The following is a 15,467-nucleotide window of genomic DNA, read 5'->3' on the forward strand; positions in this document are numbered from 1 at the left end:
CCCTTACCTCATCAGCGCCTCGACCTCCTTGCGGAACGCCTGGCGCGAGCCGTCGCGGGAGTAGAACATGTGGCCGCCGGGATAGACCGCGAGCCTGGTGCGGCCCGGGCCCGCGAAGGCCGGCAACTGATCGAGGATGATCTTCGAGGCGAAGTACGGCGTGGCGAGATCAAACAGGCCGTGGCCGACCAGGAGTTTCAGGTTGGGGTCGAGCGCCAGCGCCTGGCGAAGCTGCGTCACCGACTCCGCCGGACTGATGCCGTGACCGAACTCCCAGGCCTTGTTCACGCTTTCGCTGAGCAGATGATAGGAGCCGTCCGGCCGCCAGTTCAGCTTGCGCGTGGTGAGGTCGACGGCGGCGCTGGTCAAAGGCGCCATCAGCGGATCGCCGGACGGATCGTTGAAGCGGAAATAGCTGGAATCCGGATAGGGATCGAAGCCTTCGATGGAGGCGTCGTAGCGGCCGGTCACCTTGCCGTTCTTGCGATCGAACTCGCGGCGGAATTCGCCGATGTCGAAACGGCCGGCGAGCCGGCGGCTCACCGCCTGATCGATTCCGGTCAGGCTTGCGACCTTGTCGGCGAGCCGCGTGGTGGCCTCAGTGTCGGCCTGACCCTTGACGAGGTCGAGCAGGAAATCGCCGCGCGCGTAACTCTCGACGTCGGCGAGATCCTCGCGCGTCACCGGACCCTTTGCCTGTCGCGCGACCGCCGCCATGGTCGGCAGGCTTGCGACATATTGCAGGAGGCTGGAGCCGGTATATTCGCGGAAATCGAGCACCGGCGAGATCAGCACCAGGCCGCGGACGCCGACGCCCTGCTGCATTTGCAGATTGCGCACCACCTTGGGCCCGCGAATGCCGCCATAGCTTTCGCCGACGAGATATTTCGGCGAGGTCAGCCGGTCGTATTTCTCCAGCCAGCGGCGGATCACCAGCGCGACCGAATTGGCGTCGCCGTCGACGGTAAAGAAGCGCTTGCGCGCCTCCTCCGACGTCGTGACAAAGCGGCTGTAGCCGGTGCCGACGGGATCGATGAAGACGAGATCGGTGAAATCGAGCCAGGTGTCGGCATTGGCCTGCAGCTCGGGCGCGGCCGAGGACACCGCGCCATCGAACGGCAGCCGCCACGGCCCGACATTGCCGAATTGCAGCCAGGCCGACGCGGAGCCCGGACCGCCGTTGAACAGGAAGGTCACCGGCCGGTTCGCCTTCTCGGCGCCGTCGAGCTGGTAGGATGTATAGGCGATGTCGGCGAGCGGCTCGCCCTTGTCGTCGAACACGCGGATCGAACCCGCGGTCGCGCTGAAGTTCAGCGTGCGGGAAGGCAGCGCGACCGATTGCTTGGTCGTGGAGTCCGGCGGCAGGCGGTGCTGCTCGGCGGTCGAGCCGCTGGCCGCAGCGTTGGCGCCGGCGCCAGCCTCGCCGCCGCGCCCTGCCCGCCCCTTCTGGCCGCTCGGGTTCTGACCACCTGGGTTCTGGCCGCTTGGGTTCTGGCCGCTTGGGGCCTGCGCGCTCGGCGACGGCGATGGCTGCGGGACGTCATCGTCGGCTCGCGCCGCGGTCGCAAGGCAGGCCACCAGCAACGCCGCGGCGAACCGTGTCGCAAGACTGTTAGCCATATCGTTCACTCCCTGCGCCCCGATTTACTCAATCCAGCAGCAAACTGCGCTAGTTTGGCGGCGCCGGCGTGGTTGCGGTCCGTTCCCGGACCATCTCGACAAGGCCGCCCGGGATGTATAGACGAGCGCGGCGTGTTCCGTGCCAAACGAGTTCGTGAGCGAATGGCCAGCTCCAAGCGGTATGACAAGATCGCCTTCGTCGCCAGCGCGAGCGTGGAAGCGCAGTCGGCGCTCGAGCAGCTGACGGAAATGTACGGCAACCATCTACCCGCGGATGCCGACGTCGTGGTCGCGCTCGGCGGCGACGGTTTGATGCTGCAGACGCTGCACGCCAACATGCGCAGCGGCAAGCCGATCTACGGCATGCACCGCGGCACCGTCGGCTTCCTGATGAACGAATATTCGACGCATGATCTGCGGACCCGGCTTGCCGCCGCGCGGGAGTCGCTGATCAATCCGCTGTTGATGCGCGCCACCGACATCCACGGCGCCGTGCATCTGCATCACGCCATCAACGAGGTCGCGCTGTTCCGGCAGACCTACCAGGTCGCCAAGCTGCGCATCCTGATCGACGAGCACGAGCGGATGCCCGAGCTGATGGCCGACGGCATCCTGGTGGCAACGCCGGCCGGATCGACCGCCTACAACCTCTCGGCCCAGGGGCCGATCCTGCCGATCAACGCGGCACTGTTGGCGCTGACCCCGATCAGCGCATTCCGGCCGCGGCGCTGGCGCGGCGCGCTGCTGCCGAATTCCGCCTTCGTGGTGATCGAGGTGATCGAGGGCGAGAAGCGCCCGGTCGCCGCGGTTGCCGACCATGACGAGGTCCGCGACGTCCGCCGGGTCGAGGTGCTGTCCGACAAGACGATCGCGATGCGGATGCTGTTCGACCCCGGCCACTCGCTGGAGGAGCGCATCCTGCGCGAGCAATTCGGCTACTGACGGCGTCTGCCCCTTGCCCGGCAACCAATCATTAACCCCGGGCGGGATATGGTTAACGTCGGGTAATACCGCGTTGGCCCGGTATGCCCGTTCGGGGCCGGACCATGTATCGCATCGATTTCAACAAGCTGCGATTTTTGATTTGCGACGACAATCCGCACATGCGCCGCATCCTGCGGACGCTGCTGCATTCGTTCGGCGCGCGCGAGGTGTATGAGGCCGAGGACGGCGCCACCGCGCTCGAGATGTATACGCACTACGTACCCGACATCGTCATCACCGACTGGTCGATGCCGATCTTCGACGGGCTCGAGCTTGCGCAGATGATCCGGCAGCCGGAATCCAAGGGCAACCCCTACGCGCCGATCATCATGCTGACCGGGCATTCCGAGAAGCGCCGTGTCACCGTGGCGCGCGATGCCGGCGTCACCGAATTCTTGGCCAAGCCGATCTCGGCCAAGGGCCTCTACCAGCGCATCATGAACGTGGTCGCCAACCCGCGCCCGTTCATCAAGACCAAGACCTATTTCGGCCCCGACCGCCGCCGGAACACCACCAACACCTATATCGGCCCCGAACGCCGCGGCAGCGGCGAGGTCGAGGTGCTGCAACAACCGTCGCTGCTCGAAAAGGCGCGCTCGGCCATCTAGGACATCGCCATGGCGAAAGACAAACCCGGGACGATCGAGGTCAGGAGTTTCGGCACGCACCACGTCATCACGCAGCCCAATCCGCTGCGCAAGATGCTGCTGCGCGTCCCCGAGAGCGATCTCGACGATCCGGTCGGCCGCGCCGAAAAGGCGCTCGCCGGGCTGTCGGGCGAGTTCAAGGAGTGGATGACGATCGAGGCCGACCGCCTCTCCGCCGCGCACGCCACCGTGCAGCGCGACGGCTTCAGCGACAAGACGCGCGAGGAGTTGTTCCGCGCCGCGCATGACATCAAGGGCGATGCCGCGACATTCGGCTATCCGTCGGCCGCCGCAGCCGCGGAGAGCCTGTGCCGCATCATCGAGCACGCGCCGGATCTCGGCGCCGTGCCGCCACAGCTGATTGCGCACCACATCAACGCCGTGCAGGCGATCGTGCGCAACCGCACCAAGCTCGACACCGCGGTCGTCGCCGGCGTGCTGAGCAAGCAGCTCCGCGGCATCGCCGACGAATTCCTGACCCACGCCAACCGCGACCGTCCCGAGCACCTCGAGGCGATCCTCGCGCCGAGCATCGTGCCCGGCGAATAGCCGCGCGGCCGGCTGCTCGCATTGCGGCAGCCCACTCAAGCATCCGTCGATGGGAAGGAAGCGCGGCCCTCAGGCCGCGATGAGATCGTCGTCGTAGGGCAGCACCGCGATGGCGTCTTCCGCGGCGAGCTCCTCGCAGAACATCCGTGCGTCCTCGCGAGCCGATTCCGTCGCGAAGCGGCGCAGCAGGATCAGAAGCGGCTCGGCCGCCGAATGATCGGTCTCGCAATGCGTCAGCACCCGCTCCACCATGCGGCGATGCAGCCGCGCCGCGCCGTCGCCGCTGTCGACATAGCCGACCTCGTGGCTCGCCTCGAGCGCAACGCGGAACGCGGCGTAGGTGGATTCCGGCAGGCCGGCACGGCGCAGCAGCGCCTGCAGGCCGTTGCCGCCGCGGTCGTTCAACAGTGCGGAGACGCGGCCATAGGGCAGCCCGGACAGTTCTGCGAGCGCCGCACCGAACAGATCGAGATTGCCCGACAACAGCGCGCGCAGGATCAGCCCGGCGGTCAATTGCCCCGTGGCGCGCAGATGCGTGATCAGGTTCTGCATGTCGTCGCCGAAGGCGCGCGCGGCGATGTTCACCGTGGAGCGTTCCCTGGCCTCGCCGGCGATGCGGTCGGCCCGATCGGCGCCGAGCCAGTTTCGCGCGACGACGAACTGCGCCAGCGTGTCGGAGAGCTTTGCGACCAGCGCCAGCCGCGTTGCCGACGGCAGGTCGTCCAGCTGCAGCATCGATTCCCTGATGGCGGCGAGATGGCCGTGGCGCTCGACGATGCGATCCCAGGAGAACGGCGCGAGGCCAGCGTAAGGATTTTCAATCAGCTCGAGCGCGGCCGCCGCCGAGCCGACCTCAGCAATCGCGGCGGCGACGGAGGCCGGCAGATTGGTGCGTCGCGCGATCGCGCACTGCATCTCGTCGGAGCCGGTGGCGACGATGTCGACGAGGTCGGCATCGATCAGGAGCGGTGAATGCTCCAGCACCGGCAGCGCGATCGCCGGCTGGTCGGCCGACAGCGCCTGTACGATTGCGGCAGGCGCGTCCACGCTGCGCGCGAACACCTCGGCCATCGCCTGCCGTACCAGCGGCGACGGGTCGTCGAGCAGCATCAGCAGCGCGCCTTCGGCTGCGATGCGGTCGTCCTCGGTGAGATCCGAGATGAGCCAGGCCCGGGCCAACGCCCGCGTTGCCTCTGCTCGTTCACCTGCAGGAGCGGTCCTAATCCAACTAATAAACTGCCGAACGATCATGGTCCTTCCGGCTTACGCAACGAAACGGCATCGACATACGACGCCACCGCAAGGAAAAATAAACCATGACGCTTAACAAAGGGTTCACCATAAACGTTTGGGATTATTGACGTTTCGTTAAAGCCGCAACGGCGCGCGGCTTCGCGCGCGCAGCAAGACAGCGCTAGCCGTTGCTGTAGGTGCCGCTCGGATCGCTGAACAGGTCGAGCCGTCCGGGCGCGCGGACCTTTGGCGTCGCCGAGGCGGTCAGCGAGGCGGAATTGCCCCACAGCTCCTGCACCGCCGGCGAGATCGGCTCCGAGCGGTCGCCGGCCTGGTAGAGCGAGCGGAAGGTCGGCGCCGGCTGCGCCGATGCGACGGCCGAAGTCGCAGCGACGGGCGCGGCCGACCGGGAGTCCGGGAAGGTCGAGAGATAGGACGCGGTGTCCATGGTCAGCGCCGTGGTCGGCGCGGCGCTTGCGATCGCGTAAGGCGACATGGTGTCGCCGCCCGCCGCGGCGAAGGCGGTGCGCGTGTCCTTGGAGTTCGCGGCCGCGGCGTAGCGCGTGGTCAGCACCGAATAGACCTGGCTGACGCTGCGCGCGCTGCCCGACCTGTCGTAGAAGATCGACTGGTTGGCGGCCGCCGCCTTCGGAAACATCGCGGCCGCATTGGCGCTCGGGCTGTCCTCGGCGCTCGAGATCAGCTTGCCGGCGCCGCCGACGCCCATGAAGTGGGCCATGTAGAGTTCGGCATCGGTCGGACGGCGGCCGAGCTTGCCGGTAAGCTTGAAGCTGTTGGACTGCGTCAGCACCGCCGCCATCGAGGACGCCGCGTCCGGATCGTCGCGCAGCTTCATGACCGCGGCGCGCGCCGAGGGATCGCTGACCGAATAGCTGCCGTCGGAATTCCTGGTGATGGCGTCGGCGTACTGGCCATAACCGAGCTGGCTTCCGGCCTCCTTGACGGTGCCGAGCCAGGTCTGGTCGATGAATTGATAAAGTCCATGCGCCGACGAGGTCGTGGCGCCGGCCCGCGGATTGAAATTGGATTCCATCTTCGCGGTCGTGAGCAGATATTCGAAGCTCGTGCCGGTGGTCGCGGCCGCCTGCTTGATCGAGCTCGCGACCTTCAGTCGCGAGGGATCGACACCTGCCGAAGCCGTCGCATTGAAGAGGTCGACCGCCATCTGTCCGGGTGCCTTGCCGGGCGCCGGCAATCGGCACCCATGTCCCGTCAAGGTGCCGTAATTATGGTTAATGGCGCGTTAATAGCGTCGGTTCAGGGCTGGGCCTCGTAGTAATGCGCGACCTGGTCGATCTCCTCGGCCGTCATCTGGCGCGCGATGTTGCGCATCTGCTGGCTGATGTCGTTGCGGCGGGCCCCGGATGCAAAGGCCTCGAGCTGCGCCTTGATGTAGACCGCCGACTGCCCACCGAGCCAGGGGCTTCCCGCCTTGTTGTCGACATCGCCGTGGCAGGAGCCGCAAGGCGCGATGTTGCGCATCGGGGCGCCCGTCACCACGATCGCCGGCGCGGGACGCCCGGTATCCAGATTGTTCGAAGGCACCCGCGGCAGATAGGCGTAATAGGCCGCAACGTCCTTCATGTCCTGATCGCTCATCGCCGCTGCGAACGGGCTCATCACCACGCTGACCCGCGCGCCGGTCTTGAAGTCATTCAGCTCCTTGTACGTCACCGCGGCAAATTGCCCGGCGAGATTCGGTGAATGGGCGTCGCTGACGCCCTGCGGTCCGTGGCAGATCGCGCAGCGCTGCGCCAGCGTTGCGCCCCGCCCGATCGAGACCTGATCTGCCTTGGTCAGCATCTCCGATGTCATGACGACATTGGACGTCTTGAAATCCGGCTTGATGCCGGCCTCCTGCACGGCGGCACGCGGAACGCCGGCAGCGCTGCAGATCGCATCCCAGACGCCGGCAAGCTTCAAATTGGGTTGCACCAGCGGCAACCAGATCAGGCCTGCGACGGCCGACAACACAGCGATGGCAACCGTGATGCCGACGCTGGCGCCGAACCACGGATTGCGCAGCGAGAACAGCGGCTGGTCGCTCATCGGCCTGCTCCGACATAGACCGCGGGCACGCTGGTCTCGTTCAGCGCCATCAGCTGCGCAATCGGGAAACCATAGTTCACCACGGTGAGGCCGACCATCAATGCGAGCCACAGGCTGAATGAGTTGAGCGCGACCGGAATCCGCGCGGGCATGTGCAGCGGCACCGCGAAGCGGTACGCACCCGCCTCGCCTCGCGCGCCGAACTGCCCGCGGATCAGCACCAGCAGGAACAGCAGGCCCGATATCAGAAGAATGAGCCCGCCGATCGCCGACATCGTGACCGACAAGGCCTGTGGCGAGATCGCCGGGTTGGCATAGTCGTAATACGCCATGCGGCGCGGCATGCCGAGAATACCGACATAGTGCCACGGGAAGGTGGTCACGATCATGCCGATGAACCACAGCCAGAGCTGCGTGCGCATCAGGCCAAAACTGTCCAGCGCCCGGTCGGTCAGATGCGGCCACAGATCATAGGCGATGGCAAAATACATGATCACGATGGCGCCACCGAAGATCAGGTGGAAATGGCCGGTGATCCACTGCGTGTTGTGCACGGTGGCGTCGAGCTGATAGCTCATGTTGATCAGACCGCCGGCGCCGCCGAAGCCGAGCATGACCAGCGACAGCGCCGTCGCCAGCATGATCGGATTGGACCATGGCAGCGCGCCGATCCAGCCGAAGGCGCCGCGGCCACCGCGCAGGCGGCTGGCAATCTCCGCCGAGGCGCAGATCGTGAACACCGTGAGCAGCGTCGGCAGCGCGACGAGGCCGGTGAACACCGAATGCATGAACTTGAATCCGGCGCCGACCTGCGGGTCGGCAAAGAGGTGATGCACGCCGATCGGCATCGCCACCACGACGAACAGGATGAACGAGATCCGCGCCATCGGGTCGCTGAAGAGTCGGCCGCCGATCGCCCGCGGGAAGATCGTGTAGTAGGCGATGTAGGTCGGGATCAGCCAGAAATAGACGATGGCGTGCAGCGTCCAGGAGAAGAAGACGCGGGCCAGCCCCGCATCGATCGTCGACGTCAGCCCAAGCGCCACGGGCAGGATCTGGAACAGGATCTCAAGCGCCGCGCCGACCGCGGTCCAGCCCCAGAGCAGTGAGCCCGCAACATTGGCATACATCGCAAGCGGCACCGGCTTGCCCGGGTTCTCGCGCTTCCAGATCACGAAATTGGTCACCATCAGCGCGACCCAGATCCATGAGCCGACCACGACCATGACGACGCCGATGTAATAGAAGGGATTGCCGACCATCGGCGGATAGAAGGTGTAGAGCACCGAGGCGAGCCCGAGCGACACCGGGATCATCGCGACAACGGCGCCGACGGCGACCAGGAAGAAGCCCACCCAGGCCCAGCGCCGTCCAACCAGCTCTTTCTCGAGCGAGGCTTCGGTGATCGCGTAACCGAATCCCATCGCGATCAGTGTCGGGAAGACGTATCCCATCGCCGAGCCATGGGCGGTGACCGAGCGATAGTAGAATTCCGGATTGAAATGCCAGGCGTTCAACGGGCTGCGGACGAACATCTGCCAGGCGCCGAGCACCAGCGCGACGCCGAACACGATGAAGGCAAGCCAGAAATGCGCCGCGATCAGCCGCTTGTTAATCAACACAGGTCAGCCTCCGCTTAGCTGCCGCCATGTCACGGAACGCAGCCTTGTCGACCACCTTGACCTTGCCCCACATGCCCTGGTGGCCGATGCCGCAGAATTCCTGGCACGGCATCACGTGATCGCCCGGCGCCTTGAAGCGCAACGGCAGGTCGGTGACGTAGCCCGGCACCAGCATCGTGTTGATGTTGGTGCCCTCGATCAGAAAACCGTGGACGACATCGGCGCTGGTGGCGCGGAAGGTGATCGGAGTCTCCGCAGGCACCACGATGCATTGCGGTGTGAAGGAATATTGCTGGCCAATCGCGCGCACGGTGACCGATCCGTCGGCCAGCATTTCGCTGCCGAGATTGCTCTCGACGAATTCGCCCGACAGATGCAGCGTCTTGGGATCGGCGGTTTCGACCCGGCCCTGCGGCATCGTCGCCTGATGGATGCCGATATAGGTCGCCATGCCGACCAGGACGCCGACAATGACGATCGACAGCGTCGCCCAGCGCCGCTCGATCCGAGCGGCAACGGCCTCGCCGAGGCTGTGGTCAGTCTCGCTCGCCATCAGGGAACGCTCCGCGGCAGGAAGACCAGCAGATAGAATGCAAACCACAACCCGACCACGACGGCCGTCGCAATGCCCGCGACCGCGACCGCGCCACCTGGACCGGCGCGTACGATGGTCTCGACATCATCGTCTTCCGAGCCCGATGCCGGCGGTTGCGGCGAAGACGAGTTGATCATGATCGCGCTCCCCTTAACGCGCGACGAGACGAGGTTGACTAGTCATCGCGCTTTAGCTCCTTTGTTTGAGCATGATCGTTTCGGAAAACCGCTTCGCACTTTTCCGGATCATGCTTTAGTTCAGCGTTGCTGCCCGCAGTTCGTTGGCCTGCCGCGCCGACACCGGCTCGCCGCGATTGCCCCAGGCCGTTCGGATGTAGGTCACGACAGCCGCGACCTCGTCATCCGACAGCTTCTGCGCGAACGGCGGCATGCCGTGGGGCATCGGATTGCCCAACGTACCCGGCGGATACCCGCCATTGAGCACCATCCGGATCGGGTTCACCGCGGAGACCATCTGGATCGACTGATTGCCGGCAAGCGGCGGATAATCCGGCGGCATGCCCTGCCCGGTCGCGCCATGACAGCTTGCGCAGTCGCGGTCATAGATCGACTTGCCAAAGGACAGCAGCAGACTGCTCTCGGCCGACGGCAGCGAAGTCGACGCCTTCTCCGGAGGACCGCCCTGCGCAAGGCCCTTCAGGTAGACCGCCATCGCGCGCGCATCATCATCATTGAGATATTGCAGGCTGTTGTAGACGACCTCGGCCATCGGTCCGTACACGGCGCCCTTGGCGGACACGCCCTTGCGCAGATAGTCGACGATCTCCTCGATCGTCCAGTCGCCGAGCCCGGTCTCCTTGTTGGAGGTCAGCGACGGCGCGTACCAGTTCTGCATCGGGATCAGGCCGCCCTCGAAGGCCTGCGACTGCTTGCTGCCGCCGAGCGCATTGATCGGGGTGTGACACATCCCGCAATGACCCAGCCCCTCGACCAGGTAGTTACCTCTATTCCACTCCGCCGACTTCGTCGGATCAGGCTTGAACTCGCCTTCCCTGAAGAACAGCGTGCGCCAGCCGAGGATCAGCGAGCGGTTGTTGAACGGGAATGTCAGGTCGTGCGGCTTGTTGAGCTGCCTGACCGGCGGCACCGTGCGCAAATAGGCGTAGATCGCGTCGCTGTCCTCGCGCGTCACCTTGGTATAGGAGGCGAACGGCATCGCCGGATAGACCAGACCGCCATCGGGAAAGCGGCCATTGTGCATCATCTGGTAGAACTGATCGGAAGTCCACGTGCCGATCCCGGTTTGCGAGTCGGGCGTGATGTTCGACGTGTAGAGCGTGCCGAATGGCGTCTTCATCGGCAGGCCCCCGGCGAAGGTCTTGCCTTCGCGCGCGGTGTGGCAGGCGATGCAATCGCCGGCGCGTGCGAGATACTCGCCCTTGGCGAGGACGGCCGGATCGGCCGTCTTCTGCTGCGCCGATGCCGCGATGGGCGACAGTGCCAGCATCAGTCCGACAAGCAGTCCTGTTAAGGTTCGCGACATCGGCACGATCCCTTCAATGCGGTTCGCTGCCGCATTCGAGCGGCATCGGAAGGCTGCCTCGCGGCGCGAAGGATGGATCCGCCGGCGCCGGACGCGAGGACAGATAGGCGGCCACCGCCTTCACGTCGTCCTCCGTCAGCAGGCTCGCGACGATCTGCATGCAATCGGGAGCGAACGCGGTCCGCGTGCCGTAGCGCCAGCCGCCGAGCTGGCCGCTGATATAGGCGGCGCGCAGGCCAAGCAGGCCGGGAATGCCGGGCTCCATGCCGCCCAATGTGGGACCATGGCAGGCTGAACAGGGCGGAATGCCGTGCTGTGGATCGCCGTTCTTCACGATCGTCTCGCCGCGCGCCAGAATCTCCTTGCTGTCGACCGGCGGGACCGGCGGCGGAAATGCCGGCCTGAGCGAGGCGAAATATTCGGCGATCTTCTTCAGGTAATCGTCGGTCTGAAACTCCAGCAGGTAGTTCATCGGCGGGTATTTCCGCCATCCATCCCGGAATGCGATGAGCTGGTTGTAGAGATAGCCTGCCGGCTTGCCGGCCAGCCGCGGGAAATAGGCGTCACTGGTGCCCTCGCCTTCGGCGCCGTGACACGGCGCACAAGCAAGGACGCGCGCGGCCATCGTATCGGGCGCACGTTCCGCCGTTTGCGACTGTGCTGCACCGATCGGCAATACAACCCAGGCGAGAAACCCAACAAGCGGTATCAGACGATGCGCCACAACTCACCCCCAGCGCGACGACGATGTGCAATTACTTGCACACGGCCGAACAGGAGGCAACGAAGTGCATCACTTCGACGCATCGCATTTGATTTAGATCAACGCTCTATTTGCGATAGACCTGCGCCGGATCGAACATCCGATCGGCATCGACGAATGACAAACCAATGTCACCGTCCTCGTCCTTCACCGCGCGATAGAAGCAGGAGCGCCGTCCGGTGTGGCAGGCAGCGCCGATCTGCTCGACCTTGATCCACACCGCGTCCTGATCGCAATCCATCCGGATCTCGAGCACGCGCTGGGTCTGGCCCGAGCTCTCGCCCTTGCGCCACAGCGCATTGCGCGAGCGGCTGAAGTACCAGCCTTCGCCGGTCGCGATCGTCTTGCGCAGGGCCTCGTCGTTCATGTGCGCGACCATCAGCACATCGCCGGTCGCGGCATCGGTCGCGACGCAGGTCACAAGACCTGCCGCGTCGAATTTAGGCTGGAAGGCCAGCCCCTCCTCGCGGTCGTGATCGTGGGTCGCTGCGGACACGGAAAACCTCGCTCAGGAAAATGCGAGGTTACCGGTTCGGTCCTCGCACCAGGGACAAGAAACGCTGCTGCTCCGCCGGATTGTCGCGGAACATGCCAGTGAAGCGGCTGGTGAAGGTCGATGCACCATGCTTGGCAACGCCGCGCACCGACATGCAGGTATGCTCCGCCTCGATCAGCACGGCAACGCCGCGCGGCTTCAGCACCTCGTCGATCGCAGCCGCGACCTGCGCGGTGAGATGCTCCTGGGTCTGCAGACGGCGGGCGAAGATGTCGGTCAGCCGCGCCAGCTTGGAGAGGCCGACGACACGCTCCACCGGCGTATAGGCAATATGCGCCTTGCCGTAGAACGGCATCATGTGATGCTCGCACTGCGAGGTGAACTCGATGTCGCGGACGAGGACGAAATCGTCGTAGCCGGCGGTCTCGCCGAAGGTGCGGTTCAGCACCTCGGCCGGGCACTGGTGGTAGCCCTGATAGAGCTCGTCATAGGCCTCGACGACCCGGCGCGGCGTGTCGAGCAGGCCCTCGCGGCCGGTGTTCTCGCCGATATAGGCGAGCAGCGTCTTCACGGCGTCCTCCGCCTCCGCCCGCGACGGGCGCGGCTGGTCGGCGCGGACGGCCGCCGTCATGAATTCTGAGGGGTCGAGCTCGCCGGGCTTCGCGTCGGCCGGCTTGTTGGGGCGAATCGATTTGATCAAGGCGTCCATGTCTTCTCCGTTCGACCGGCCCTCGGATTTGACCTTGGTCCGGATGTGTCACCGGGCAGACGGGGCGGATGGTTCGACCGCCGGGCGCCTGAGTCCCACAATTGTAGCACCGCCGCGGCGGAGGTGAGCCGCGGTGGCTGCATGGCCGGGCTATGTTTCCGGCGTTGCCGTCCATATATAGGACGGTGCAACCCAGCCGCCAAGAGCGCCCGGCACCGCCGGAACCAGGCATCTGTCTCCATGCTGAACGACATTTACAACAAGCGGATCATCGAGTTGGCCGGCAATATTCCGCGCCTCGGACGGCTGGCCGACCCGGACGCCAGCGCCACCGCCCACTCCAAATTGTGCGGTTCGACCGTCAAGGTCGACCTCAAGATGGACGGTCCCGTAGTGACGGATTTCGCCCATGACGTGAAGGCCTGTGCGCTCGGCCAGGCCTCCTCCTCGATCATGGCGAGCCAGGTGGTGGGCTCGACCGCGGACGAGCTGCGCGAATTGCGCGAGACGGTCCGCAAGATGCTGAAGGAAAACGGCCAGCCCCCGCAGGGCGGCAAATGGGCCGATATCGCGCTGCTCGAGCCGGTGCGCGACTACAAGGCCCGCCATGCCTCGACCCTGCTGACCTTCGATGCCGTGGTCGATGCGATCGGCCAGATCGAGGCCAAGGCGAAGCAGCCGGCGTAAAATTGCATGTCAGGTCATTCCGGGGCGATGCGCAGCATCGAACCCGGAATCTCGAGGTTCCCAGATGCGCAATTGCGCATCTGTGGTCCGCTTACGCGTCCCGGAACGACGCGACAATGTGCGTTCTTACTGCGCGGGCTGGACCGGCGCCGGCGCTGCGCTGCCGCCGGTCGGCACCACGACCTCGGCGGTCTTGGTCGCTCTCGCCTGCGACGCCTCGCCCTCCATCGCGCTGCTCAAGAAGCGATCGTTGTTCTTCGGCTTCGCCTCGGCGACGGGAATTGCGTTGTCCTTGCTGTTGTCCTGCCGCGGCAGCACGTCGGCAACCGCATCGGTAGTGATGAGATTGGTCAGCCGCAATTCGGCCGCCGACAATTCGTGCAGGTCTTCCCACGGCGGCACGCTGAGCGAGAGCGCCAGCAGATCACCCGCGCCGCCCATATCGAAGGTGTACTTGGCAAGACGGCCGATATCGCGCTCGACGATCATCAGGTCCTGCGCGGTGTAGCTCGCCGCCTTGGCGTCGTCGGCGCGATCGCCCATCCAGATCTGATGTACGCGAACATGGGCGGCCGGCGGAACGTAGCGCGTCTTGCCCGACAACAGCAGGAACACGCACATCGACTCGCAATAAGCATCCGGCAGAACGCTCGCGCGGCCGCCCTGCGCGGCCTGATTGACGACGCTGGTGCCGACCGTGGTCAGCACGCCGAGACCGCGGAAGCGGCGGCCGAGCGCGATCGCGTCGTTGACCGAGCCGCCGCTGGAGTCGAGCACGATGGTGGCGCCGTTGAGCTGGCGGCCGCGCGCGAACTCGTCGAATTCCCTCGGACTATCGGCCGTGATGATGCCGACCGCGGACACCCAGCCACGGCAATTCGGCTGGCAGGCGATCCAGCTGAACTTCATCGGCAGCTTGCGCTCTTCGAGGGTCGAATTGGCCTGCGCGGAACCGCCCGCCATGGCGGCGGTGCCGGAAACCGCGAAGCAAAGAGCAACGGCGCCGGTAAGCGCCCAACTGCGCAACGAGAGCGACTTGACGAGCCTCAATTTGGTTCCTTCCCCCAAGCCCTTGGTGATGCGAGCGGTGGCAATGGCCCCATGGCAATGCGCCACGATTCTGTCAGCGGCGTGTTATGGGAACGGTAGCGTTGCTGACCCGGACCGTCCATAGAGCCCTTGCTGCAGCGCCATCGGTGCTGTGCAATAATAACGAACTGTGGCGTAAATATCTGCAACAAAACAGTTCCTTGGCTTGGAACCCCCGCAAGACTACGTACATACTTGCGTATGCCGCCGACAGACCATTCAACGATACACCATCCACGATGCATGGACTGTGCCAGCACCATGCGCCGCTTGCCGCGCAACTTCGGCCGCGCCCTGATCTGGATCTACCGGCACACGCTGTCGCCGCTGGTCGGCTACAACTGCCGGCATCTGCCGACCTGCTCGGTCTATGGCGACGAAGCGATCGAACGCTTCGGCCTGTGGGGCGGCGGCTGGATGACGCTGGCGCGGCTGCTGCGCTGCCAGCCCTGGGGAACATCCGGGATCGATAATGTCCCGCTGACGAAGCCGCCCGGGGCACGCTGGTACCTGCCCTGGCGCTATGGCCGCTGGCGCGGCGTCAACGAAGGCTGACGCGGCGTCAACAACAGTTGACGCGGCGTCAACGACAATTGATCGATTGCTGCGGCACGTCCAAGCGCGGCGCGCATTGCTGCCCGGCGGAACTGTGGCGATAGTTGGCGCATTGTTTCGTTGCCCCCTTTGGGGAGGAAACAACAATGCGCTGGAAAATCAGCCACAATGGTCATGATCCCCGGCAGATCGACTTGCTGGCCGTGCTTGCCTTGCTCGTCGTGATCGTCGCCGCCTACGGCTACTTCACCCACAATCCGAACAAGCCAAGCACGACGGCGTTCATCGTGCCCAGCCAAAGCGTGAGGTGGTGACGCGCAGTCGAGCTCCGGGATATTCCTCACG

The 15,467-nt window shown here is 65.2% G+C and carries 18 protein-coding genes; 6 read left to right on the forward strand and 12 right to left on the reverse strand.

The genetic code is table 11. From position 1 onward, the window contains the following. Window positions 1–3: 3 nt before the first annotated feature. Window positions 4–1,620: a peptidase S10 gene (locus I6F38_RS10390; protein WP_225160235.1), complete on the reverse strand. Its 1,617-nt coding sequence runs from the start codon at window positions 1,618–1,620 to the stop codon at window positions 4–6. Between the two features lie 162 nt (window positions 1,621–1,782). On the opposite strand from I6F38_RS10390, the gene I6F38_RS10395 reads away from it, so the two are divergent. From I6F38_RS10395 to I6F38_RS10405, 3 genes are all read left to right on the forward strand, one after another. Then, window positions 1,783–2,562: an NAD kinase gene (locus I6F38_RS10395; protein WP_028336174.1), complete on the forward strand. Its 780-nt coding sequence runs from the start codon at window positions 1,783–1,785 to the stop codon at window positions 2,560–2,562. Between the two features lie 104 nt (window positions 2,563–2,666). Further along, window positions 2,667–3,212 (forward strand): response regulator, encoded by a 546-nt coding sequence (locus tag I6F38_RS10400; RefSeq protein ID WP_028336173.1) that lies wholly within the window; start codon window positions 2,667–2,669, stop codon window positions 3,210–3,212. 9 nt (window positions 3,213–3,221) lie between these two features. Next, window positions 3,222–3,800: an Hpt domain-containing protein gene (locus I6F38_RS10405; RefSeq protein WP_225160236.1), complete on the forward strand. Its 579-nt coding sequence runs from the start codon at window positions 3,222–3,224 to the stop codon at window positions 3,798–3,800. Window positions 3,801–3,869: 69 nt separating this feature from the next. On the opposite strand, the gene I6F38_RS10410 is transcribed toward I6F38_RS10405, so the two are convergent. The 10 genes from I6F38_RS10410 to folE all read right to left on the reverse strand — a co-directional run bounded on the left by I6F38_RS10410 (window position 3,870) and on the right by folE (window position 12,791). Further along, window positions 3,870–5,051: a DUF2336 domain-containing protein gene (locus I6F38_RS10410; RefSeq protein ID WP_225160237.1), complete on the reverse strand. Its 1,182-nt coding sequence runs from the start codon at window positions 5,049–5,051 to the stop codon at window positions 3,870–3,872. Window positions 5,052–5,214: 163 nt separating this feature from the next. Then, complete coding sequence (locus I6F38_RS10415) at window positions 5,215–6,219, reverse strand: transglycosylase SLT domain-containing protein (protein ID WP_225160238.1); 1,005 nt, start codon at window positions 6,217–6,219, stop codon at window positions 5,215–5,217. Window positions 6,220–6,311: 92 nt separating this feature from the next. Then, window positions 6,312–7,103 carry a c-type cytochrome gene (locus tag I6F38_RS10420; RefSeq protein ID WP_225160239.1) on the reverse strand — a complete coding sequence of 264 codons (792 nt, stop codon included), beginning with the start codon at window positions 7,101–7,103 and terminating at the stop codon, window positions 6,312–6,314. Next, window positions 7,100–8,725: a cbb3-type cytochrome c oxidase subunit I gene (locus I6F38_RS10425; protein WP_225160240.1), complete on the reverse strand. Its 1,626-nt coding sequence runs from the start codon at window positions 8,723–8,725 to the stop codon at window positions 7,100–7,102. The genes I6F38_RS10420 and I6F38_RS10425 overlap by 4 nt, the downstream gene beginning before the upstream one ends. Then, window positions 8,715–9,278 (reverse strand): cytochrome C oxidase subunit II, encoded by a 564-nt coding sequence (locus I6F38_RS10430; RefSeq protein ID WP_225160241.1) that lies wholly within the window; start codon window positions 9,276–9,278, stop codon window positions 8,715–8,717. The genes I6F38_RS10425 and I6F38_RS10430 overlap by 11 nt, the downstream gene beginning before the upstream one ends. Next, on the reverse strand, window positions 9,278–9,457 hold the full coding sequence (locus tag I6F38_RS10435; RefSeq protein WP_016843914.1) for a hypothetical protein: 180 nt from the start codon (window positions 9,455–9,457) through the stop codon (window positions 9,278–9,280). Before I6F38_RS10435 ends, I6F38_RS10430 begins: the two co-directional genes overlap by 1 nt. Before the next feature lie 115 nt (window positions 9,458–9,572). Next, entirely contained in the window at window positions 9,573–10,787 is a 1,215-nt protein-coding gene (locus I6F38_RS10440) for a cytochrome c (RefSeq protein ID WP_225160300.1), read from the reverse strand. 49 nt (window positions 10,788–10,836) lie between these two features. Further along, a complete protein-coding gene (locus tag I6F38_RS10445) occupies window positions 10,837–11,448 on the reverse strand; it encodes a cytochrome c4 (protein WP_346657106.1) in 612 nt (203 codons plus the stop codon). 205 nt (window positions 11,449–11,653) lie between these two features. Continuing rightward, window positions 11,654–12,082 (reverse strand): phosphoribosyl-AMP cyclohydrolase, encoded by a 429-nt coding sequence (gene hisI / locus I6F38_RS10450; protein ID WP_225160242.1) that lies wholly within the window; start codon window positions 12,080–12,082, stop codon window positions 11,654–11,656. Between the two features lie 28 nt (window positions 12,083–12,110). Beyond that, on the reverse strand, window positions 12,111–12,791 hold the full coding sequence (gene folE / locus I6F38_RS10455) for a GTP cyclohydrolase I FolE (protein ID WP_016843918.1): 681 nt from the start codon (window positions 12,789–12,791) through the stop codon (window positions 12,111–12,113). Window positions 12,792–13,031: 240 nt separating this feature from the next. On the opposite strand from folE, the gene I6F38_RS10460 reads away from it, so the two are divergent. Next, a complete protein-coding gene (locus I6F38_RS10460; protein WP_028342685.1) occupies window positions 13,032–13,478 on the forward strand; it encodes an iron-sulfur cluster assembly scaffold protein in 447 nt (148 codons plus the stop codon). Window positions 13,479–13,604: 126 nt separating this feature from the next. Here I6F38_RS10460 and I6F38_RS10465 read toward each other — a convergent pair whose 3' ends face one another. Next, window positions 13,605–14,528, reverse strand: coding sequence for a hypothetical protein (locus I6F38_RS10465; RefSeq protein ID WP_057019664.1), 924 nt, complete (start codon window positions 14,526–14,528; stop codon window positions 13,605–13,607). A gap of 282 nt (window positions 14,529–14,810) precedes the next feature. On the opposite strand from I6F38_RS10465, the gene yidD reads away from it, so the two are divergent. Next, on the forward strand, window positions 14,811–15,122 hold the full coding sequence (gene yidD, locus I6F38_RS10470; RefSeq protein ID WP_018272286.1) for a membrane protein insertion efficiency factor YidD: 312 nt from the start codon (window positions 14,811–14,813) through the stop codon (window positions 15,120–15,122). Between the two features lie 146 nt (window positions 15,123–15,268). Next, window positions 15,269–15,436, forward strand: coding sequence for a hypothetical protein (locus I6F38_RS10475; protein WP_016843922.1), 168 nt, complete (start codon window positions 15,269–15,271; stop codon window positions 15,434–15,436). Window positions 15,437–15,467: the final 31 nt, after the last annotated feature.

Origin of the sequence: Bradyrhizobium sp. BRP56 (genome assembly GCF_020194035.1) — a bacterium.
Lineage (GTDB): Bacteria > Pseudomonadota > Alphaproteobacteria > Rhizobiales > Xanthobacteraceae > Bradyrhizobium > Bradyrhizobium australafricanum.